This window comes from Sulfitobacter sp. W002, from assembly GCF_025142135.1.
GTDB lineage: Bacteria > Pseudomonadota > Alphaproteobacteria > Rhodobacterales > Rhodobacteraceae > Sulfitobacter > Sulfitobacter profundi.
In genome coordinates this window covers 1,462,421-1,484,309 of record NZ_CP081126.1, presented here as the reverse complement: position 1 = coordinate 1,484,309, position 21,889 = coordinate 1,462,421, and the positions used below count along the sequence as shown (strand labels likewise).

The following is a 21,889-nucleotide window of genomic DNA, read 5'->3' as shown; positions in this document are numbered from 1 at the left end:
CCGGCAAGGGCCACAGGATCTTTGACAGCACCGCAATTGATGATTTATAACCAGAACAAAATGTGAACATATGGAGTCGTGCATGACAACCGATTCTACATATGGGCAGGTCCTTACCCTGCCGCGGCGGCTGCCGTCGACACCCCCCGAACCGGGGGTTCTGGCCGCACACGCGCCGCTGACGGATGTCTTTCCGGGGGCTTTTGCCACGGCCCCGGCCAGTGCCTTCGTGCTGTCGCTGCTGCCGCGTGGCAAGGGGCCGGTACTTTGGGTGCAGGACTTTTTGTCGCGGCGCGAGAATGGGGCGCCCTATACGCCCAGCCTGCGCGGTTTCGGGCTGGAGCAACCGGTGCTGCTGGTCACGGCCAGCCATCCGCGCGACGTGCTTTGGACGATGGAGGAAGGGGCCGCCTGTGCGGGGCTTTCTGCCGTGATCGGCGAGGTGCACGGCGGCCCGGAAGTGCTGGATTTCACCGCCACCAAACGGCTCTCGCTTCGGGCCGAGGCCTCAAACGTGCCGCTTTATCTCATTCGCAGCGGCGATCCCGGGGGCTTGAGTGCGGCGCGCATGCGTTGGCGCATTTCCTCGCTGCCCTCACAGGCCCATCCATACGATGCGCAGGCCCCCGGCGCGGCCCGCTGGGATTTAGAGCTGTTTCGCGCGCGTGGCCATGCGCCGGGACGTTGGGTGGCTGCCCATGACCCCGACAAAGGCCAAAGCCCCCGCGCCGCGGATCGTCTCCGTCTGGTTCCCTATGCTGACGATGGAGCGGTGGCGCCGGGTGATCGCCCAATACCGCAGCGTTCCGGGGGATGAGGTGCCCGTCGTCCTGTCGCGCGACGGAACCCATGGGCCGGTGGTCCATGGGCTGAGCGCTGCCGCCACGATGCGCGGAATCGAGGCGGGCGCGCGGGTGGTCGATGTACAAGCCATCCACCCCGATCTGCATGTGGAGCCCGCCGATCTGGAGGGCGATGAGGCGCTGATCCAACGGCTGGTGCATTGGGCGCGGCGCTGGTGCCCTTGGACGGCGCGGGATCAGGACCATGGCCTGCTGCTGGACGTGACCGGCTGCACCCATCTGTTCGGCGGAGAGGTCGCCATGCTGCGCGACCTCCGCAGCCGTTTTGCGCTACAGGGGCTGACCGCGCGGGTCGCCATGGCCCCCACTCCCGGTGCCGCGCAGGCACTGGCACGCTTCGGCTCCGGCGCGCAGATCTGCGGGGCTGAGGACGTGGCCACCGCCCTCGCCCCCCTGCCCGTCGCCGCCCTGCGGCTGGATGCGCAGACCACACGGCTCTTGGACCGGCTTGGCCTCAAGACCATCGGCGCGCTGAGCGACTTGCCCCGCGCCGCGCTGATGCGGCGCTTTGCCAGCCTCAAGCCCGATCGCAACCCGCTGATCCTGCTCGACAAGGCCCTCGGCAAGGCCCCCGACCCGTTGAACGCCCCGCCGGATCATCGCCATTTCATAACCCGCAGCCGCCTGCCTGAGCCGGTGCTCGACCCCGCCCCGCATCTGCCCGCGCTGGTGGATGACCTCTGCACCCTTCTGGCCCGCGCCGAGCTTGGCGCGCGGCGGCTGCGCCTGACCATCTACCGCATCGACGGCGATTGGCGCGCGCTTGGGGTCGCCACGGCGCGGGCCAGCCGTGACCCCGCGCATCTGCGCAGGCTGTTCGACGGCAAACTGGAAAACATCGACAGCGGCTTTGGCTTTGACCTGCTGACGTTGGAGGCGCTGACCAGCGAACCGCTGCCGCTGATGCAAGACCACCTCGACGGCAAACGCGACCCTTCGGCGGATGTGGCCGGGCTGCTCGACCGGCTCGCCGCGAAGCTGGGCGCGGACAAGGTCAACTGGCCGCAGTGGCGCGAGACCCATAAGCCCGAACGGGTGGAGCAACGTGTCGACGCCCTGCACGGCACGCCCACCGCCGCGCCCGCCTTGCTGCGCGACCGCCCGCTGCGTCTGCTGACCCCCGCCGAAGAGGTGCGCGTGATCTATGCCGTGCCCGAAGGCCCGCCCTCGCAGTTCAACTGGCGGCGCGTCACCTATAAAACCACGCGCCACACCGGGCCGGAACGCATCGCGCCGGAATGGTGGCGCGACCGCCCCGGCACCCGGTTGCGCGATTACTACAAAGTCGAGGTCCAGGGCGGCCAGCGTTTCTGGCTCTACCGCGAGGGGGTGATCTATGACGGTCGCGGGGCCGAGCCGCGCTGGTTTTTGCATGGGCTCTTTGCCTGATGCCCGAGCAGGAAGGACATAAGCGCCGCACCTTGGGCGAAGACGGTTTTGCCGACCCGCCGCGGGCGGAGTACGTGGAGTTTGGGCTGGCCAGTTGCTTTTCCTTCCTGCGCGCGGCCTCGGACGCCGTGGACCTGATCGAGATGGCCTATCACCACGGATATGACAGCCTCGGCATCGCTGACCACAACACGCTGGCGGGCGTGGTGCGGCTGCATGTGGAGGCGGAAAAGGCCCATATCCGCCCCCTGATCGGCGCGCGTCTGGTGCTGCTTTGTGGGACCGAACTGCTGGCCTATCCGCAAGACCGCGCCGCTTATGCGCGGCTCTCGACGCTGCTGTCGGCGGGCAAGATGCAATCGGTGGACGGCGAATGGCAGCAAAAGGGTGAGACCCATCTGACGCTGGAGATGCTGAGCCAACACGCCGAAGGGCTGCATCTGATCGTCATGCCGCCCGAGAACCTTGACGTCTTTGCCGCTGGCCTGCCGCGTCTGGTGAAAGCACTGCCGGACATGCGGCATATCGGGGCCAGTTTCCTCTACCGTGGCGATGACCGGGCGCGGATCAACCGGCTCGATGCGCTGGCCCGCGCCCATGGGCTGAGGATTTTGGCCACCAACGATGTGCTCTACCACGCGCGCCACCGGCGGCCCTTGCAGGATGTGATGGTGGCGATCCGCGAGGGCGTGATTGTGCCGAAAGCGGGCTATCTCTTGGCCGCTAATGCCGAACGGCACCTGAAATCGCCCGAGGCGATGCTGCGCCTCTTCGCCGACTGGCCCCATGCCATCGCCGAGACGCGACGGCTGGCGGACAGGATCACCTTTCGCCTCACCGATCTGGCCTACGAATACCCACATGAGATCGTCCCCGAAGGCCGCAGCCCGATGGAGGAATTGGCGCGGCTGACATGGGAGGGCGCGGCGCGGCGCTACCCGCAAGGCGTGCCCGAGGGGGTAGAAAAGACCATCGAAAAGGAATTCGCGCTCATCTCCGCCAAAAAGATCGCCCGCTATTTCCTCACCATCTACGACATCGTGCGCTTTGCCCGCGAGGAAGCTGAGCCGCCGATCCTCTGCCAAGGGCGCGGCTCGGCGGCCAATTCGGCGGTCTGTTTCTGCCTCGGCATCACCTCGGTCGACCCGGCGGTGCACAACCTGCTGTTCGAGCGGTTCCTATCCGAGGAACGCGACGAGCCGCCCGACATCGACGTGGATTTCGAGCATGAGCGGCGCGAAGAGGTCATCCAATACATGTACGGCAAATATGGCCGCCACCGCGCCGGGCTTTGCGCCACGGTGATCCACTACCGCCCACGCTCGGCCATCCGCGAGGTCGGCAAGGCCATGGGGCTCAGCGAAGACGTGACCTCAAAGCTTGCGGGCACGATCTGGGGCAGTTTCGAGGGCCAGATGGACGATGACCGCGCCCGCGAGGCGGGGCTGGACCTCTCGGACCCCTATCTGCGCATGGTGTTGACGCTGGCCAAACAGATGATCGGCATGCCGCGCCACCTGTCCCAGCACGTCGGCGGCTTCATCCTGACCGAGCGCCCCCTGACCGAGATCGTCCCCATCGGCAACGGCGCCATGCCCGAGCGCAGTTTCATCGAATGGGACAAGGACGACATCGATGCGTTGCAAATCTTCAAGGTCGATATCCTCGCCCTCGGCATGCTCACCTGTATCGCCAAATGTTTCGACCTGATCGAGGCGCATTACGACCGCCCGCTGGAACTGGCCACCGTCCCGGTGGAGGATCACGAGGACGACGCCACCGGGCGACCCACCTACGACATGCTCTGCCGGGGCGACAGCCTCGGGGTGTTTCAGGTGGAAAGCCGCGCGCAGATGGCCATGCTGCCAAAACTGCGCCCCCGCGTCTTCTATGATCTGGTGATCGAAGTCGCCATCGTCCGCCCCGGCCCGATCCAAGGCGATATGGTCCACCCCTACCTGCGCCGTCGTCAGGGGATGGAGAGCGTCGTCTATCCCGCCCCCGGCCCGGCCTATCCGCAGGACGAATTGTTCAGCATTCTCAGCCGAACATTGGGCGTGCCGATCTTTCAGGAACAGGCGATGAAGATCTCCATCGACGCGGCGCGCTTCTCGCCCGCCGAGGCCAATGAGTTGCGCAAGGCCATGGCCACCTTCCGCTCACGTGGGACGATCGAGAAGCTGCAGGACAAGATGGTGGGCCGGATGACCAAACGCGGCTACGATCCGGTCTTCGCGCAGCGCTGTTTCGACCAGATCAAGGGCTTTGGCGAATACGGCTTTCCCGAAAGCCATGCCGCGAGTTTTGCCAAGCTGGTCTATGTCTCAAGTTGGATGAAATGCCACTACCCCGCGGCCTTTGCCTGCGCGCTGCTGAACTCACAACCAATGGGATTTTATGCCCCGGCGCAGATCGTGCGAGATGCGCGGGAACATCAGGTCGAGGTGCGCGCGGTCGATGTGAATTACTCCGACTGGAACTGCACGCTGGAGCCTTGTGGCGACGGCTTTGCCCTGCGCTTGGGGCTGCGGATGGTGGATGGGTTGCAAGAGAAAGCAGGCGCGCGGATCATGGACCGGCGCGAGACGCCTTTTGTGGATGTCGAAGACCTCAAGAGCCGCGCCGGCCTCAACGCCAAGGCGATCCGACAATTGGCCGCCGCCGACACGATGCGCAGCATGGGGATCAACCGGCGTCAGGCGCTGTGGCAGGCGCAAGGGCTGCGCGACGCGCCCGCCTTGCCGATCTTCGACCATGCGGAGGCCGCGGCTCAGGGGCCGGAGCCGGAGGTCGCCTTGCCGGTGATGCCGAAGGCCGAACAGGTCGTGGCCGATTACCAAACGCTGCGCCTGTCGCTGAAGGCGCATCCGATGTCCTTCTACCGCTCCAGCCTCGCCGCGCAGGGGTTTTCTTCGGCCCGCGATCTGGCGCGGATGGGGCATGGGCGGCGGGTCAAGCTCGCGGGGCTGGTGCTGGTGCGGCAAAAGCCGGGCAGCGCCAAGGGGGTCTGTTTCATCACGCTGGAGGATGAATGCGGCGTGGCGAACCTCGTGATCTGGCCCAATATGTTCAAGCTTTACCGCCCCACGATCATGGCCGCGCGGCTGCTGGTGGTCGAAGGGCGCGTGCAGACCGACGGGCGGGTGATCCATGTGGTGGCCGACCGGCTTGAGGACCGCTCTGACAGGCTTGCATCGCTGTCGGACGCACCGATGCCCGGCATCACCACGCGGGGTGATCACCCGACCCATCCGCTGCCCGGTCAGGTGGCGATGCATAGCCATCCGCGCGACGCGCGTGTGATCCCGAAGTCGCGGGATTTTCATTAACGAATCTTCATGTATTTGATGAAGTGTGACTCGCAAATAGTTGATACAGAACGACAACTCATAAATTAACCATCACCAGTTGACCCTGCCAGCCCGCCTCGCTAGCCTGCCCGCAATCCGTTGGGGTGCCGCAAGGCTGAGAGGTAAAAACCGACCCATCGAACCTGATCCGGGTCGTACCGGCGTAGGGAACGGAACCAAGCATCGGCCCCATGCGGCCCGTCGTTTATCCCGTATCCACACGCCCTTGGCCCATCTAACACATGGGGGCCAAATGGCGTTTCAAGCACTAACGATTGCGGGGTCCGACAGCGGCGGCGGGGCGGGGATTCAGGCCGATCTGAAGACCTTCAGCGCGCTTGGCGTTTACGGGGCCAGCGTGCTCACCGCCGTGACAGCCCAGAACACCCGCGCGGTGACCGGGGTCGAGATGATCTCTCCCGCGATGATCCGGGCGCAGATGACGGCAGTCTTCGATGATCTGGCGATTGGCGCAGTGAAAATCGGCATGTTGGGCGATCCTGAGACGATCACCGCCGTGGCCGAGGGGCTTGCGGGCTGCGCCGCGCCTGTGGTGCTCGACCCGGTGATGGTGGCAAAATCCGGCGATGCGCTGCTCTCTGCCGAGGCGGTGGCGACACTGCGTGACCGGATGCTGCCCTTGGCCCATGTGCTGACCCCGAACCTGCCCGAGGCCGCACGGCTGCTGGACAGGCCGGAAGCCACCAATGAGGCCGCCATGCTGGAACAGGGCCGCGCCCTGCTCTCGGCCGGTCCCGGCGCGGTGCTGATGAAGGGCGGGCATGGCAAGGGGGAGACCTGCGTCGATCTGCTGATCACCGCGGATGAAACCCTGCGCCTTTCCGCGCCCCGCCAGCACACCGCCAACACCCACGGCACCGGCTGCACCCTTTCCGCCGCCATCGCCGCAGGGCTGGCGCGGGGGCAGACGTTGCCGCAGGCCGTGCAGGCTGCGCATGCCTATCTGCAACGCGCCATTGCCGCTGGCGACACCCTCAACATCGGCCGTGGCCATGGCCCGGTGCATCATTTCCACGCGGTTTGGCCCCATGAGTGACGTCACCATCATCGGCGCAGGGGTTGCGGGGCTTTGGGCAGCGCGGGCCTGTCTGGCGCAGGGGCTGCGGCCCCTGTTGGTCGACCGCAAAGGCACGCCCGGGCCGCATGGCTGTTCGTGGTGGGCGGGCGGTATGTTGGCCCCCTTCTGCGAAGGCGCGCTGAGCGAGCCTGCGGTGGTGACCCACGGGCGGCGTGCCGCGGCGCTCTGGTCTGAGGTCACCGAGGTCACCCACAGGGGCACACTGGTCATCGCCCCGGAACGTGACCGCGCTGAGATCCAACGGTTCGCCGACCGGACCGAAGGCCACACCCCACGTGACGCCGAGGCCATCGCGGCGCTCGAGCCCGAGCTTACCGGGCGTCATCGGCGCGGGCTGTTCTTTGAGGAGGAAGCGCACCTGAACCCGCGCCAAGCCCTGCATGATCTGACCCAAACGCTCGCCGCCCATGGGGTGAAGGTCGAGCCCACGCCCCTCACCCCATCCAAGGTCGCAGGCCCGGTGATCGACTGCCGTGGCATGGCCGCCAGCGCCGACCTGCCCGGCCTGCGGGCGGTGCGCGGCGAGATGATCTTGCTGCGCGCGCCTGAGATCACCCTCACCCGCCCGATCCGCCTGCTGCACCCGCGCCACCCGCTCTATGTGGTGCCGCGTGGGAACGGAATTTACATGCTGGGCGCGACCCAGATCGAAAGCGCCAGCCGGGCCCAAATGACCGCGCGCTCGGCGCTGGAACTGCTCTCGGCGGCCTATGCGCTCGACCCGCGCTTTGCCGAAGGGGAGATCATCGAGATGGGCGCCGACCTGCGCCCCGCCTTTGCCGACAACCTTCCCGGCATCGTGCAACGCGGCGCGGTGCTGCATCTTAACGGGCTGTTTCGGCACGGATTTCTTATGGCACCGGCCTTGGCAGAACAGGCCGCAGCCTTTCTTGCAACAGCGACAACGGGGGAATTATTCCGTGAAAATTGAAGTGAACGGCGAGGCGCGCGAGGTCACAGCCACGCAGCTTAACGCGGCCTTGGTGGAGCTTGGCTGGGGCGAAGCCAAGGTCGCCACCGCACTCAACGGCAATTTTGTCCCCGCAGGCGCGCGGGGTGCGACGAGGCTCAGCGATGGCGACCGGCTTGAAGTGCTCAGCGCCATGCAGGGGGGCTAAGCGATGCGCGACTTTTACGGCGTTTCTCTGTCCCTGCCGCTGATGCTGGGCACCGCGCGCTACCCCTCGCCCGCGGTGATGGAAGCCGCCTTTCGCCAAAGTGCCGCCCCGGTGGCAACCGTTTCGCTGCGCCGCGAACAGGGCGCGGGTCAGGCGTTTTGGGACATGGTGCGCGGACTTGGCGCGCATCTGCTGCCCAACACCGCCGGTTGCCATTCGGCGCGTGAGGCGATCACCACGGCACAGATGGCGCGGGAGTATTTCGGGACCAATTGGATCAAGCTTGAGGTTATCGGCCATGCCGACACCCTGCAGCCTGACCCCTTCGGCTTGGTTGAGGCCGCCGAGGCGCTTTGCGCCGATGGGTTCGAGGTCTTTCCCTACACCACCGAAGATCAGGTGCTGGCCGGGCGGCTGGTCGATGCGGGCTGCCGGGTGCTGATGCCTTGGGGCGCGCCGATTGGGTCGGGGCTGGGGCTGAACAATCTGCACGGGCTGCGCAGTCTACGGGCGGCATTTCCGGAGGTGGCGATGGTGATCGATGCGGGCCTTGGCCTGCCCAGCCATGCCGCGCAGGCGCTTGAGATGGGGTTCGACGCGGTGCTCCTCAACACCGCCGTCGCCGAAGCCCGCGACCCCGCTGCCATGGCCGAGGCCTTTGCGCTGGCCTGCCGCGCGGGCGCGCTTGCCGCCGCCTCCGGCCCGATGGGCCAGCGCGATATGGCGGTGCCCTCCACCCCCGTGATCGGAAAGGCTTGGCTATGACCCTGCCGCGTTTTTATCCCGTTTTCGACAGTGCTGCATGGGTTGCGCGGGCGGTGCCCTTGGGCGTGAAACTGGTGCAGCTGCGCATCAAAGACGCACCGCATGACCTGCTGCGCCAAGAGATCACCACTACGCTCGACCTCTGCCGCCAGCATGGCGCGCAGTTGGTGGTGAATGACCATTGGGAACTGGCGATTGAACTGGGGGCCGATTGGCTGCATCTGGGTCAAGAGGATCTGGACACAGCCGACATCCCCGCGATCCGGCGCGCGGGACTGAAACTGGGCATCTCCACCCACGACCACGCCGAGCTTGACCGCGCGCTGGCCCTCTCCCCCGATTACATCGCCCTTGGTCCCGTCTATCCGACCATTCTGAAAAAGATGAAATGGACCGAACAGGGCCTCGACCGGCTGACCGAATGGAAGGCGCGGATCGGAGACATCCCGCTTTGCGCTATTGGCGGCATGTCGGTCGCCCGTGCGCCGGGGGCCTTTGCCGCCGGGGCCGACACGGTGGCGGCGGTCACGGATATCACACTGGACGCCGACCCCGACGCGCGGATGCGCGAATGGCTCAAGGTGACGGCATGAGCCGCTACGCCCGGCAGACCATTCTGCCGCAGGTCGGTGCCGAGGGTCAGGAACGGCTTGCTGCCGCGCATGTGCTCGTCGTCGGCGCCGGGGCACTGGCGGTGCCAGTGCTGCAATACCTCGTCGGGGCCGGTGTGGGGCGCATCACGCTGGTCGATGGCGATGTGGTGGCCGAGAGCAACCTGCACCGCCAACCGCTCTACCGGATGGGCGATATCCGAAGGCCCAAGGTCACCGCCGCGGCCGACGCGATGGCGGCGCTGAACCCGGAGGTGACGCTCACCCCGCGTGCCGAATGGCTCACCCCCGCCAACGCCCCCGGATTGCTGGCGGAATGCGATATTGCCCTCGACTGCGCGGACACTTTCGCCGCCAGCCTGACGCTTTCGGATCTGGCCTTGGCGCAAGGCAAGCCGCTGATCTCGGCTTCGGCGCTTGGGATGTCGGGCTATGTTGGCGGCTTTTGTGGGCCTGCCCCCTCTCTCCGCGCCGTTTTCCCTGATTTGCCGCAGACGGCGGCCACCTGTGCCACGTCGGGCGTTTTGGGGCCCGTTGTGGGAATGATCGGCGCGGCGCAGGCGCAGATGGCGCTGTCGGTGCTGCTGGGGCTATCACCCTCTCCGCTCGGGCAGCTGATGATCTGGGACGCCGCACGATGGCGGATGTCGGGCTTTCGCTTTGACAGCGCGCCCGAACCTGCGTCGCACGTGCGCTTCATCGCCGAGAGCCAGATCGCCCCACGCGATATGGTCATCGACCTGCGCGCCGAAGCGCCCGCGCCCTTCTCAGCCCAAGCGCGCCATGTCCCCCCTGAGGCGCTGCCCGACTTGCCGTTGCCCGACCCCACACCGCGCATCGTGCTCGCCTGCCGCACCGGCCTGCGCGCGCATCACGCGGCAAACACCCTCCGCGCGCGCTGGCCGGGAGAAATCGCCCTGCTGGCCCTGCCCGGTGCCTGACCCTTTCTTGAACAAAACCACACAATGGAGCCTTTCGTGAAACACATCCTTACCCCCCTCGCCCTGACATTGATCGCCGCACCGGCCTTGGCCCAAGACAAGATGACCGTCATGCTGGATTGGTTCATCAACCCCGACCACGGGCCGATCATTCTGGCCGAGGAAAAGGGCTATTTCACCGATGCGGGTCTGGAGGTGGAACTGATCTCTCCCGCTGACCCGAACGATCCGCCGCGCATGGTGGCGGCAGGCCGGGTCGATCTGGCGGTCTCCTACCAGCCAGAACTGCATCTGGCCCAGCGCGAAGGGTTGGACCTGCGCCGCGTGGGCACCTTGGTCGAGACCCCGCTGAGCTGCCTCGTGGTGCGCGCCGACGGGCCGGTCAAAGAGATGGCAGACCTCAAGGGCCGGAAAGTGGGTTTCGCCGTGGCAGGCGTGCAAGAGATGCTGCTGGACGCGATGCTGAACCACCATGGTCTGGCCCCCTCTGAGGTTGAGCAGATCAACATTGGCTGGTCGATCTCGCCCGCGCTCATGTCGGGTCAGGTCGACGGCGTGATCGGCGCGTTCCGCAATTTCGAGTTGAACCAGATGCAGATCGAAGGCCATGAAGGCCGTTGCTTTTATCCCGAGGCCGAAGGCGTGCCCGCCTATGACGAGCTGATCTATGTCGCCCATGCCGAGGATATGGACCGCGAGATGATCGCGCGCTTCCTGCGCGCCACCGAACGTGCCGCGGCCGATATCGTCAACGATCCGGCTGCCAGCGGCGAGACCTTTTTTGCCTCCGATGCCGAGTTGCGCAACGAGCTGAACACCCGCGCATGGGAAGACACATGGCCGCGTTTCGCCACCCGCCCCGCCGCCGTGGATCACGGGCGCTACGACCGGTTCGAGGCTTTCATGCAGGAAAGCGGTGTGGTCGAGACCGTGATTCCCGCCGCTGATCTGGTGGTCGATGTCACCGCGCAGGCCAAGCCATGACGGCACCCGACTACGGCGATGCCTTTGCCGCATGGCGCAGCGGGGCCGGAGAGGCGTGGCGGGACTACACCCGCCATGCCTTTGTCGAAGAGCTGCGCGCGGGGACGCTGCCACAGGCCAGCTATCTGCACTATCTACGGCAGGACTATGTCTTTCTGATCCACTTCGCCCGCGCATGGGCGCTGGCCGCAGCCAAGGCGGAAACGCTGGATGAGATGGCCGCAGCCAGTGCTACGGTCCATGCGCTTGTTCACGTAGAGATGCCACTGCATGTGGAAACCTGTGCGCGCCAAGGCATCGACCGCGCCACGCTTGAAGCCACGGCAGAGGCACCGGGCAACCTCGCCTATACACGCTATGTGTTAGAGGCGGGCTATTCCGGTGATTTCCTTGATCTGATGGCCGCGCTTGCGCCCTGTGTGTTGGGCTATGGTGAGATTGGGCTGAGCCTTCGGGGCAATGATGGCCCCTATGCCGATTGGTGCGCCGTCTATGGCGGCGAAGATTACCAAGCGCTTTGCCGGGATGTTGGCGCTTTGATCGACGGCGCATTGCGGCGGCGTCTGGGCGCGGATTGGAAAACACTGCCACGCGCCAAAACCCTAAAAGAGCGTTTCAATACCGCGACCCGGCTTGAAGTCGGTTTCTGGGGCATGGCGCTTGCGCCCGCCGCACCATGACAGCGCCTGAAATTCATTTATCAGGCGCGCTGCAGGGGGCCGCTGCCCCGTTGATCGACGGGTTCGATGTCACCCTCAGGGCTGGGCAATGGAACGTGCTGCTCGGCCCGTCCGGCGTTGGGAAAACGTCGCTGTTGCGCCTTCTGGCGGGCCTGCCCTCTGCCGCCCGTCTAAACGGGCGCATCGCAGCCGATGACGATCGGCCCCTCGCGCCCCGTGTCGCGATGATGGCGCAGGATGACCAGTTGCTGCCATGGGCGAGCACCATGGAAAATGTCACCATCCCCGCCCGCCTGCGTGGAGAGCGCGCGGTTCCTGACCGCGCCACTGCGCTTTTGGCCGAAGTGGGCCTCGCCGCCGAAGGGGGCCGCAAACCCGCCGAGCTTTCCGCCGGTCAGCGCCAGCGCGTCGCCCTTGCGCGCACCCTCTACGCAGATCGCCCCGTTGTCCTGCTGGATGAACCCTTCTCTGCCCTCGACGTGGTGACCCGCCTTAAAATGCAAGATTTGGCGGCGCGGCTGCTTTGCGGGCGGACTGTCGTGCTGATTACCCATGACCCTGCCGAAGCCCTACGGCTGGCCGATCATGCGTGGGTCGTGAGCCGCCAAGGGATCACCCCCTGCAGCCTGCCCGAAGCGCGTCCACCGCGCGAGATCGACGCGCCTGAGACCCTCGCAGCCCAAGCCGATCTCCTCCGCCGGATGGGGCTGGCCGCACCCGCGCAGGTCGCCTGATGGCGCATGTGGGGCATAGACTATGGCGCGGCGCGGTATGCTTTGCGCTTGCTTTGGCGATTTGGCAGCTCGTGGTCACCCTCAGCGGGGTGCCGCGTTTCATCCTGCCGGGGCCATGGCTTGTCGTGCAGGCGCTGGGCGCGAATGCCGCCCTGCTGTGGCAGAATGCGCTGTGGTCGGCGGGGAATCTGGCACTTGGGTTGGGTGTGGGGATTTTTCTGGGCATTGAGACAGCGCTGCTGCTGACCCTTTCGCGCCGCGCGCGCTGGCTGCTACGCCCGATGCTGGTGGTGGCCCAAGCCGTGCCTGTCTTCGCCCTCGCCCCGGTCATCACCCTCTGGCTTGGCTACGGCATGCCGTCCAAAATCGTCACCATCGCGCTTGTCACCTATTTCCCCATTGCCTCTGCTCTCTTTGACCGGCTGATGGCGCTGCCGACGGGCCTGAGCGATTTGTCGCGTCTCTCTGGCGCCAGCCGTTGGCGCGAAACGCTGCTGCTGCGCCTGCCCCATGCGGTGCCCGGCCTGATCTCGGGCCTGCGTCTCGCGGTGGTTTACGGCCCCCTCGCCGTGCTGATCGGCGAATGGGTCGGTTCCTCCCGCGGATTGGGCCATCTGATGCTGATGGCCAATGGCCGCGGCCAGACCGCTCTGATGTTCGCGGCGTTGATCGTGCTGGCGGCGCTGTCCTTGCTGCTGTGGACCGCGGTCGAAGCACTGGCCCGCTGGGCGGCACGGCGGTTTTATCTGTAAGGGGCTGCGATCTGGGGCATGGTGGCGGAGGAGGTGGGATTCGAACCCACGGTACGCTCTCACGCACGCCGGTTTTCAAGACCGGTGCATTCGACCACTCTGCCACTCCTCCGCAGCACGCTCCTCCTAGTGCGCCCAGATTGATTCGGCAAATGCACATTTTCGCGGCCAGACCCCTGCTGCCCCTTGGGGAAATTCGCCGATCTGCCCTGCGCGGTCTTTTCAAGGGCCGCTCGGTCGGGTTACTCTGCGCCAAAGCCCCTTTCAGGGGGGCGAAGGGCGTGCCGATCCAACGGCGCGACATTCTCGCGGGACATGGGTCGCGGCGCGCGACGACAGCAGGCAAGGACATCAAAGGCATGAGCAGGGACAATCAACCGTTGCGCATCAAGAAAAGCCGCGCAGCGGGCTTGGGCGTGGGCATTCTGGCGCTTGGTTTGCTGGCTGGCTGTGAAGGCGGCGATTTCAAACTTCCCTTCGGCGCGAATGAGGGCGCCAGCGCCCCGCGCAGCACCTCGACCAAACTGGTCGAGCGCGATGTCGAAGCGCCTGAAGTGTTCTCGGCCACGGATGAGGGTCTGTGGGACGGGCGCCCTTCGCTTGGCGGGGTCTGGGTCGCGCATCCAGATGTGACCGAGCCTGAGCGCGTGATCGTGCGCAATGAGGCCAACGGCAAATTCGTGATTGGCGCGCTGTTTCGCCGTGAGCGGGAACTGCCCGGCCCGAAGTTGCAGATTTCCTCGGACGCTGCCGCAGCACTTGGCATTCTGGCGGGCGCCCCGGCCCCGCTGAACGTGACCGCCCTGCGCCGCGAGGAAAGCGCCGCCTCTGAGGAGAGCTTTGAGGCGGAAAACACCGGCGATGCCGCTGGCACGCTTGCCGCCCCTGCCCCCGTGACGGCCACGGCGTTGGAGCCTGCCGCGACCGCGTCGGCCAGTACGGCGGCCAGCACGGTGGCCAATTCAACGTCCACCGCCACAGCCAACACCACCCCGGCGGCCAAACCGCCAGTCGCCGCGGCCCCGAAACCGGCGCGAACGGCGAGCGGTGCCAAACTGTCCAAACCCTTCGTGCAACTGGGCATCTTCAGCGTTGAGGCCAATGCCACCCGCACCGCCAAACAGATGCGCGGCGCGGGCATGGTGCCCACCGTCAAGCAAAGCGCGATCAACAACAAACCCTTCTGGCGCGTGGTCATCGGCCCCGCCACAAGCCAATCCGAACTCGACACCCTTCTTAAAAAGGTCAAGGCCGAGGGCTTTACCGACGCCTACGCCGTGTCGAACTGACAAACCGGAGGAAATGCTTCCTATGATCCGCCTTTTTGCTGCCGCCGTGGCGCTGGTGCTGACACTCCAGCCTGCCGCCGCCTTCGACACCCGCGCCACTGCCGCCTATGTGCTGGACCAGACCACCGGCACCGTGCTGTTGGCCAAAAACGCGGATGAGCCGCTGCCGCCTGCGTCGATGTCCAAACTGATGACGCTCTACATGGCCTTTGAGGCCGTGGAACGCGGCAAGCAGAACGGCGGGCTCGACCTTGTCGAAAAACTGCCCGTGTCTGAACATGCCATGTCCTATGGCGGCTCGACCATGTTTCTCGACACCACCGACCGCGTCTCTGTCGAAGACCTGATCCGGGGCATCATCGTGCTCTCGGGCAACGACGCCTCCGCCGTGATCGCCGAAGCGCTGAGCCCCGATGGCACGGAATACGGCTTTGCCCGGCTGATGACACAGCGCGCGCAGCAGATGGGGATGACCAATTCCACCTTCGCCAACTCCAACGGCTGGCCGCAGGCGGGGCATCTGATGTCGGTGCGTGACCTTGGGTTGCTGGCCAACCGCATCATCACGGATTACCCGCAGTTCTACCCGCTCTTTGCCGAGCGTGAGTTTGCTTTTGATGGCCGTGCGCCGCAGAACAAGACCAACCGCAACCCGCTTTTGGGTCTCGGCATCGGCGCGGACGGTCTGAAGACGGGCCACACCAGCGAAGCGGGCTATGGTCTCGTCGGTTCGGCCAAACAGGGCGACCGCCGGGTGATCTTTGTGCTGTCGGGTCTCGACAGCGCCGCTGCCCGCGCGCAGGAGGCTGAATCGGTGGTCAACTGGGCCTTCCGTCAGTTCACACAGCGCGATCTGGGCGCGGCGGGCAGCCGCATCGCCGAGGCGCCTGTGGCCCTTGGCACGACCCAATCGGTCGGGCTCGAGCTGAAGGACGATCTATCGATGCTGGTGCCCGTCACCGGCGGGGATGAGATTGAAGCCGAGGTGATCTATACCGGCCCGTTCCAAGCGCCGATCAGCAAGGGTGACGAATTGGGTGAACTGGTGGTCGACCGGGGCGAATTGCCCGCCATGCGCGTCCCGCTGGTGGCCTCCGCATCCATCGCGCCGGGGGGGTTCATGGTTAAAATGACCGCCGCCGCGCTGCATCTGATGAACCGGCTTAACGCGGGGCCGCAGGCGACCCCTGACGTGGAAGCGGAAGCTTCGTGACCAGCGCAGAAAAGGCCCGCGCGCCGGGCCTCTTCGTGACGTTCGAAGGCATCGACGGCTCCGGCAAATCCACCCAAGCGCGGCGTTTGGCAGACCATCTGACAGCGCAGGGCCACGACGTGGTGCTAACCCGCGAACCGGGCGGCAGCCCGGGGGCCGAGGAAATCCGCGCGCTGGTGTTGCAAGGCGATCCCGACCGCTGGTCGGCGCAGACCGAAATCCTGCTTTTTACCGCCGCCCGCCGCGACCATCTGGAGCGGACCATTCGCCCGGCGCTGGACGCCGGAAAAGTGGTGATCTGCGACCGTTTCGCTGACAGCACGCGGATGTATCAGGGCCTGTCGCGCGGTGATCTGCGGCAGATGGTGGACGATCTGCATGCGCTGATGATCGGCGTTGAGCCTGACCTGACCCTGCTGATCGACATGGACCCGGCCAATGGTCTGGAGCGTGCCCTCTCGCGCCAGACGGCGGAGGAGCGGTTTGAGGATTTCGGCGTGGAACTCCAAGCCAAGATGCGCGCGGGCTTTCTGAGCCTTGCCGAAGAATTCAGCGACCGTTTCCAAGTGATCGACGGGGGCCGCGACATGGACAGCGTGGCCCGTGACGTGACCGCGACCGTGACCGCCCACTTGGGCTGATCGCCCTGCCCGCTTCCCTCTGCGGCGAAACATGCTAGACCGAGACCATGACAGACGACGCCCCCCAGCCAGACCGTGTGGAAGGTGCCCGCCACCCGCGCGACACGCCGAAACTGATCGGCCAAAGCGCAGCCGAGGCCGCCTTTCTCGACGCCTTTAACAGTGGCAAATTGCACCACGCTTGGATGCTGACCGGCCCGCGCGGCGTCGGCAAAGCGACGCTGGCATGGCGCATCGCGCGGTTCCTTTTGGCCACGCCCGACCTGGATGGCGGCATGTTCGACCTGCCCCCGGCCGACACGCTTGAGATCGACCCTGAGCATCCTGTCGCCCGCCGCGTGGCCGCCGGGGCCGAAGCGGGGCTGAAATCCGTCACCCGCACGCTGAACCCCGACACCAAGAAGATGCGCAAGCAAATCGTCGTCGATGACATCCGCGCGTTAAACGGGTTCTTCCAGATGTCCGCCGCCGACGGGGGCCGCCGTGTCGTAATCATCGACGACGCGGATGAGATGAACCCCAACGCCGCCAATGCCTTGCTCAAGATGCTGGAAGAACCGCCAGAGCGGGCGATCCTGCTGCTGCTGAGCCACCAACCCTCCAGCCTGCTGCCCACCATCCGCTCGCGCTGCCGTACGCTGCGGCTTGGCACGCTCGACGCGGACCAGATGGCCGAGGCGCTGGCCGGCTCGGGGGTGGAGGTCGAAGGCGACCCCGGAGCGCTGGCCGAGCTTTCCGGTGGGTCGGTCGGCGGCGCGCTGCGCCTGTCGCTGATGGGCGGGGTCAAGACCTATGCCGATCTTGTGGGGCTGATCTCTTCGCTGCCGCAACTCGACCGGGGCCGCGCCATCAAACTGGCCGAAGCCGCAGCACAGCGCGGGGCCGAGGCCAAGCTCGACCTACTTTTTACCCTGCTCGATCTGCTGTTGGTCCGTCTGGCGCGCACCGGGGCCACCGGTGCGCCGCCTGCGCGAGCCGCCTGCCCCGATGAGATCGCCGTGCTGCAACGCCTCTCGCCCAGCCCCGCACAGGGCCGCGCTTGGGCCGATGCCGCGCAACAGATATCCGACCGCGCCCGCCATGGGCTGGCGGTGAACCTTGACCCTGCCGCGCTGGTCCTAGATACCCTGCGGCAGATAGGCCAGACGGCGCCGCGATAGCCGAAAGGACAGCATGACCGACACGCCCCACATCACCGACAGCCATTGCCACCTCGACTTCGAGAGCCTGCAAGAAGACCTGCCCGCCGTCATCGCCCGCGCCACAGAGGCGGGCGTCACGCGCATGGTCACCATCTGCACCCGGCTAAAGAATGAGCCCGCCGTGCGCGCCATTGCCGAGGCGCATGATCCGGTGTTCTACGCCGCTGGCACCCACCCGATGTCCGCTGCCGAAGAACCGCTCACCTCGGTCGAGGAGTTGCTCGCCCTGACCCGCCACCCCAAGATGGTCGGCATCGGTGAGACCGGCCTTGATTACCACTACACCGCCGAGAGTGCGGAGGTGCAAAAGACCTCCCTGCGGATCCATATCGCCGCAGCGCGGGAAAGTGGCCTGCCGTTAATCATCCACGCCCGCGATGCGGATGACGACATGGCCCGCATCCTGCGCGAGGAACACGCGCAAGGTGCCTATACCTGTGTCATGCATTGCTTCTCCTCCTCGGCTGAACTGGCCCGCGCGGCGCTGGACCTCGGATTTTACCTATCGATGTCCGGCATCACCGCTTTTCCCAAATCGCAGGATCTGCGCGATATCTTCAGCCAAGCCCCGCTCGACCGTATCTTGGTGGAAACTGACGCGCCCTACCTCGCGCCGCCCCCCCATCGCGGCAAACCGAATGAGCCTGCCTTCACCGCCCATACCGCCCGCCGCGCGGCAGAGACCTTCGGCCTCGACTACGCCGATTTCGCGGCCCGCACGCAGGAGAATTTCGAGCGTCTCTTTGCGAAAGCCGCCGCTTGGGAGCCCGTGCGCTGATGGCTGAGCTGCGGGTGACCATATTGGGCAGCGGCTCTTCCGGGGGCGTGCCGCGGATCGGCGGCCACTGGGGGGACTGCGACCCGAACGAGCCCAAAAACGCCCGCCGCCGCTGCTCGATCCTTGTGGAGCGGGTGACGGATGCGGGCACCACCACCGTGCTGATCGACACCTCCCCCGACATGCGCAGCCAACTTCTCGACGCGGGCGTCGGACGGCTTGATGCGGTGATCTACACCCACGCCCATGCGGACCACGTGCACGGGCTGGATGACCTGCGCATGGTGGTGATGAACATGCGCGCGCGGCTGCCGGTCTGGGCCGATGCGCCCACGCGGGACGCGCTGATCGAGCGCTTTGGCTATGCTTTCGTGCAGCCCGAATGGTCGAGTTATCCGCCAATCCTCGACATGCATGACATCACCGGCGAGGTCCGCATCGACGGCCCCGGCGGCACGCTGAAATTCGCGCCCTTTACCGTGACCCACGGCAATATCGACGCGCTTGGCTTTCGCTTTGACGATATCGTCTATCTGCCCGATGTATCGGCCATTCCCGAGGCCTGCTGGCCGATGATGGACAACCTGCGCTGCTGGATCGTCGATGCGCTGCGCCGTGACCCGCATCCGACCCATAGCCATTTGGCACAGACGCTGGAGTGGATCGCCCGCGTGGCGCCACAAACCGCCGTTCTGACCAATATGCACAACGATCTTGATTACCACACCGTCGCCGCAGAGACGCCGGATCATATTCAACCGGCCTACGACGGGCTGACCCTTCATTTCCCCCTTCCTCATTCAGACTAGGCGGCGCCGGGCGCAGGCCAGAGGGTCGGCGCCCCCGGCGAGCCCCCAAAAGGCCCCTTTCAAGTGCAAACTCTTTTAGACGTTATTCTGCCGGTCTTTCTGGTCATCGGCTTTGGTTACGTGGCGGTCTGGCGCGGGCTGTTTTCCGTCTCTGGCATCGACGGGGTGATGAAATTCACCCAGAACTTCGCCATCCCCTGCCTGTTGTTCCAAGCCATTGCCCGCATTGATCTTTCCAGCAGCTATGACCCGCGTCTTCTGAGCAGTTTTTACGGCGGCGCGGCGCTGTGCTTTGCGCTTGGCATCCTCGGCGCGCGGGTGCTCTTTCGCCGCGATTGGGAGGACAGTGTGGCGATCGGGTTTTGTTGCCTGTTTTCGAACTCGATCCTCTTGGGCCTACCGATCACTGAACGCGCCTATGGGCCAGAGGCGCTGGCCGGGAACTATGCGATCCTGTCGTTCCACGCGCCCTTTTGCTATGGCTTGGGCATCACGGTGATGGAGTTCGTGCGCAACCGCGGGCAATCGGGCCTGTCGCTGTTGCGCAACGTCAGCCGCGCGATGTTCCGCAACGCGCTGGTGATTGCGATCCTTGGCGGATTTGCCGTCAACCTCAGCGGCTTGCCGATCCCCGGCGTGGTGGATGACGCGCTGTTGCTCATTGTCCGCGCCGCTCTGCCTGCCGCCCTCTTTGCGCTTGGCGGCGTGCTGCTGCAGTACAAGCCCGAAGGCGACATGAAAGCGATCCTCATGGTCTGCGCCATCGCCCTCTTGGTACATCCCGCGCTGGTCTGGAGCTTTGGCACCATGTTTGACCTGCCGCAGGCGGGATTTCGGTCCGGCGTGCTGACGGCGGCCATGGCACCGGGGTTCAACGCCTATATTTTCGCCAATATGTACGGCCGCGCGCGCCGTGTCGCGGCAAGCTCGGTGCTGATCGCGACGGGCAGTTCGATCTTGACGGTATGGCTTTGGTTGACGGTTCTGGGTTGAACGGAAGCGTCCGCGAAAAGCCTGCAATATCCGTCATTTAGAGGGGAAAGTGGTGCGGGTGAAGGGACTCGAACCCCCACGCCATAGGCGCCAGAACCTAAATCTGGTGCGTCTACCAATTCCGCCACACCCGCACTGCACCAACCGGTGCCCGCGCTGATTAGCAAACCCGCGCGGCAGATGCGAGAGCAAAAAAGCACAAGACATTAACCAGATGTTTGCATATGGTTGGTGATACCTGAGGCAGGTACAATAGAAAGAGACGCCCATGAAACCGAATACGGTCGGGTGCGTAGGCGACAACGATCGCCGTGGGGGGCAGTTTTCCCCATTTGCTGCGCTGGACACCGGTCTTGTGCAGGGCGCCCTTATTTTGACGTTGGACGGTGAAATCCCGGTTGAGTTCCTCTCGGTCGGGGATCGGGTCATCACGCGCGACAGTGGCTTTGCCAAAATCCTCCATATTCAACGCACGACCCGCAAGGTGCGGCGCATCGCGCTGGCGGCAGGTTCGCTGGGCCACACGCGGCCCGAACGCGATGTGCAGCTCGCCGGGGATCAGATGCTGCTGGTGCGTGATTGGCGCGCGCGGGCGCTTTTCAACTCCGAACGCGCATTGGTCGCAGCGCGCGCATTGGTCGACGAGGAATTCATCACCGATCTGGGTGAGGAAGAGACGACGTTGATCCAGATTTTCTGCAACGGCCCGCATATCATCTATGCCGATGGGCTGGAGCTTGGCACCGCCGATGCCGCCCGCGCCCGCGGCGCGGTGCTGCACGCCGCTTAGACCCCCAAGTCGCGCAACACCTGTGGCATCAGGTCCGGCAGATCCTCTGCGATCAGCCCCGGCCCGTGCAGCAACGCCGCCTGCGCATGCATCCATGTGGCGAGGGTGGCCGCCTCTACCGGTGTGATCCCCCGCGCGAGCAGGCCGGTAATAAGCCCCGCCAACACATCGCCCGCCCCCGCAGTGGCCAACCACGGTGTCGCGCGGTCTTGGGTCGCACGGTGACGCCGCAGATCCCCCTCTGGCGTGGCGATGATCGTCTCGGGCCCTTTCAGCAAGATCACGCACCCAAACCGCGCGGCTGCATCCCGGGCGGCCTGCGCTTTGGCGCCCTGCCCCTTAGCCTTGGCGGCCTCCGCCAAATCGGGGGCCAGCCGGGCGAACTCTCCCATATGGGGGGTCAAAACGCAGCCGGGGTGGAGGGCGGCGCGCAGATCAGCGTCTTGCGACAGCAGGGTGATCGCATCGGCGTCCAGAACAACTTGGGGCGCGGCAAGGGCGGCCTTGACCATCTCCGCCGCACGCACCCCCAATCCCAAGGCGGGACCAAGACAAAGCGCGTTGATCCGGCTGTCTTTCAACGCCTCCGACAACGCCGCGCCATCCGGCACCCTTTGCAGCATGATCGCCGTGACTTGCATCGCCGTTTCAAGCTGCGCCGCTGGCGGCACGCCCAATGTCACAGCCCCGGCGCCGATCCTCAGTGCCGCGCGCGCCGCCATCCGTGCGGCACCCGTCTGGCCCGGCCCGCCGGACAGGATCAACGCATGGCCGTGGTCGTATTTATGCCCCGGCTGCTTGCGCAACAGTGCAACATCAAGGCTCTCGCGGGTGATCTCGGAAATGGTCATGCAAGAGATCTAGCAACTGCCGCCCAAAGGTACAGCC

Annotated in this window: 22 protein-coding genes, 2 tRNA genes and 1 riboswitch; of the genes, 21 read left to right on the top strand and 3 right to left on the bottom strand. The window is 65.6% G+C overall.

Annotation, left to right across the window (positions count from 1 at the left end; genetic code table 11):
* The first annotated feature begins 82 nt into the window (after positions 1–82).
* The 13 genes from K3758_RS07330 to K3758_RS07270 all read left to right on the top strand — a co-directional run bounded on the left by K3758_RS07330 (position 83) and on the right by K3758_RS07270 (position 13,286).
* Entirely contained in the window at positions 83–817 is a 735-nt protein-coding gene (locus tag K3758_RS07330) for an ImuA family protein (protein WP_259949364.1), read from the top strand.
* Positions 765–2,252: a DNA polymerase Y family protein gene (locus K3758_RS07325; protein WP_259950012.1), complete on the top strand. Its 1,488-nt coding sequence runs from the start codon at positions 765–767 to the stop codon at positions 2,250–2,252. Before K3758_RS07330 ends, K3758_RS07325 begins: the two co-directional genes overlap by 53 nt.
* Entirely contained in the window at positions 2,252–5,581 is a 3,330-nt protein-coding gene (locus K3758_RS07320; RefSeq protein WP_259949361.1) for an error-prone DNA polymerase, read from the top strand. The genes K3758_RS07325 and K3758_RS07320 overlap by 1 nt, the downstream gene beginning before the upstream one ends.
* Before the next feature lie 111 nt (positions 5,582–5,692).
* Positions 5,693–5,789, top strand: a riboswitch (TPP riboswitch).
* A gap of 66 nt (positions 5,790–5,855) precedes the next feature.
* Complete coding sequence (gene thiD / locus K3758_RS07315) at positions 5,856–6,659, top strand: bifunctional hydroxymethylpyrimidine kinase/phosphomethylpyrimidine kinase (protein WP_259949358.1); 804 nt, start codon at positions 5,856–5,858, stop codon at positions 6,657–6,659.
* Complete coding sequence (locus K3758_RS07310) at positions 6,652–7,632, top strand: FAD-dependent oxidoreductase (RefSeq protein WP_259949356.1); 981 nt, start codon at positions 6,652–6,654, stop codon at positions 7,630–7,632. The genes thiD and K3758_RS07310 overlap by 8 nt, the downstream gene beginning before the upstream one ends.
* On the top strand, positions 7,622–7,819 hold the full coding sequence (thiS, locus tag K3758_RS07305) for a sulfur carrier protein ThiS (RefSeq protein WP_259949354.1): 198 nt from the start codon (positions 7,622–7,624) through the stop codon (positions 7,817–7,819). The genes K3758_RS07310 and thiS overlap by 11 nt, the downstream gene beginning before the upstream one ends.
* 3 nt (positions 7,820–7,822) lie before the next feature.
* Positions 7,823–8,584, top strand: a complete 762-nt coding sequence (locus K3758_RS07300; protein WP_259949352.1) for a thiazole synthase — start codon at positions 7,823–7,825, stop codon at positions 8,582–8,584.
* A complete protein-coding gene (locus K3758_RS07295) occupies positions 8,581–9,177 on the top strand; it encodes a thiamine phosphate synthase (protein ID WP_259949344.1) in 597 nt (198 codons plus the stop codon). Before K3758_RS07300 ends, K3758_RS07295 begins: the two co-directional genes overlap by 4 nt.
* On the top strand, positions 9,174–10,136 hold the full coding sequence (locus K3758_RS07290; RefSeq protein ID WP_259949342.1) for a HesA/MoeB/ThiF family protein: 963 nt from the start codon (positions 9,174–9,176) through the stop codon (positions 10,134–10,136). Before K3758_RS07295 ends, K3758_RS07290 begins: the two co-directional genes overlap by 4 nt.
* A gap of 36 nt (positions 10,137–10,172) precedes the next feature.
* A complete protein-coding gene (locus tag K3758_RS07285) occupies positions 10,173–11,120 on the top strand; it encodes an ABC transporter substrate-binding protein (RefSeq protein WP_259949340.1) in 948 nt (315 codons plus the stop codon).
* Complete coding sequence (locus K3758_RS07280; RefSeq protein WP_259949337.1) at positions 11,117–11,800, top strand: TenA family protein; 684 nt, start codon at positions 11,117–11,119, stop codon at positions 11,798–11,800. Before K3758_RS07285 ends, K3758_RS07280 begins: the two co-directional genes overlap by 4 nt.
* Positions 11,797–12,534 (top strand): ABC transporter ATP-binding protein, encoded by a 738-nt coding sequence (locus K3758_RS07275; protein ID WP_259949335.1) that lies wholly within the window; start codon positions 11,797–11,799, stop codon positions 12,532–12,534. Before K3758_RS07280 ends, K3758_RS07275 begins: the two co-directional genes overlap by 4 nt.
* Positions 12,534–13,286, top strand: coding sequence for an ABC transporter permease (locus K3758_RS07270; RefSeq protein ID WP_259949326.1), 753 nt, complete (start codon positions 12,534–12,536; stop codon positions 13,284–13,286). The genes K3758_RS07275 and K3758_RS07270 overlap by 1 nt, the downstream gene beginning before the upstream one ends.
* A 22-nt stretch (positions 13,287–13,308) precedes the next feature.
* Here K3758_RS07270 and K3758_RS07265 read toward each other — a convergent pair.
* Positions 13,309–13,398 (bottom strand) — tRNA-Ser (locus tag K3758_RS07265).
* Between the two features lie 247 nt (positions 13,399–13,645).
* Here K3758_RS07265 and K3758_RS07260 point away from each other — a divergent pair.
* The 7 genes from K3758_RS07260 to K3758_RS07230 all read left to right on the top strand — a co-directional run bounded on the left by K3758_RS07260 (position 13,646) and on the right by K3758_RS07230 (position 20,211).
* On the top strand, positions 13,646–14,575 hold the full coding sequence (locus tag K3758_RS07260; protein WP_259949325.1) for an SPOR domain-containing protein: 930 nt from the start codon (positions 13,646–13,648) through the stop codon (positions 14,573–14,575).
* A gap of 22 nt (positions 14,576–14,597) precedes the next feature.
* Positions 14,598–15,788, top strand: coding sequence for a D-alanyl-D-alanine carboxypeptidase family protein (locus K3758_RS07255; RefSeq protein WP_259949323.1), 1,191 nt, complete (start codon positions 14,598–14,600; stop codon positions 15,786–15,788).
* Complete coding sequence (gene tmk, locus K3758_RS07250) at positions 15,785–16,429, top strand: dTMP kinase (RefSeq protein ID WP_259949291.1); 645 nt, start codon at positions 15,785–15,787, stop codon at positions 16,427–16,429. The genes K3758_RS07255 and tmk overlap by 4 nt, the downstream gene beginning before the upstream one ends.
* 47 nt (positions 16,430–16,476) lie before the next feature.
* Positions 16,477–17,589 carry a DNA polymerase III subunit delta' gene (locus K3758_RS07245; protein ID WP_259949290.1) on the top strand — a complete coding sequence of 371 codons (1,113 nt, stop codon included), beginning with the start codon at positions 16,477–16,479 and terminating at the stop codon, positions 17,587–17,589.
* Positions 17,590–17,602: 13 nt separating this feature from the next.
* Entirely contained in the window at positions 17,603–18,409 is an 807-nt protein-coding gene (locus K3758_RS07240; RefSeq protein WP_259949289.1) for a TatD family hydrolase, read from the top strand.
* Entirely contained in the window at positions 18,409–19,218 is an 810-nt protein-coding gene (locus tag K3758_RS07235; RefSeq protein WP_259949288.1) for an MBL fold metallo-hydrolase, read from the top strand. Before K3758_RS07240 ends, K3758_RS07235 begins: the two co-directional genes overlap by 1 nt.
* A 63-nt stretch (positions 19,219–19,281) precedes the next feature.
* Complete coding sequence (locus K3758_RS07230; protein ID WP_259949286.1) at positions 19,282–20,211, top strand: AEC family transporter; 930 nt, start codon at positions 19,282–19,284, stop codon at positions 20,209–20,211.
* 50 nt (positions 20,212–20,261) lie between these two features.
* Here the strand turns inward: K3758_RS07230 and K3758_RS07225 are convergent.
* A tRNA-Leu gene (locus K3758_RS07225) sits at positions 20,262–20,345 on the bottom strand.
* A 134-nt stretch (positions 20,346–20,479) separates the two neighbouring features.
* On the opposite strand from K3758_RS07225, the gene K3758_RS07220 reads away from it, so the two are divergent.
* Positions 20,480–21,001 (top strand): Hint domain-containing protein, encoded by a 522-nt coding sequence (locus K3758_RS07220; RefSeq protein WP_067625769.1) that lies wholly within the window; start codon positions 20,480–20,482, stop codon positions 20,999–21,001.
* On the opposite strand, the gene K3758_RS07215 is transcribed toward K3758_RS07220, so the two are convergent.
* Positions 20,998–21,852 (bottom strand): NAD(P)H-hydrate dehydratase, encoded by an 855-nt coding sequence (locus K3758_RS07215; protein WP_259949285.1) that lies wholly within the window; start codon positions 21,850–21,852, stop codon positions 20,998–21,000. The two genes, K3758_RS07220 and K3758_RS07215, sit on opposite strands and share 4 nt — an antisense overlap.
* Positions 21,853–21,889 lie beyond the last annotated feature (37 nt).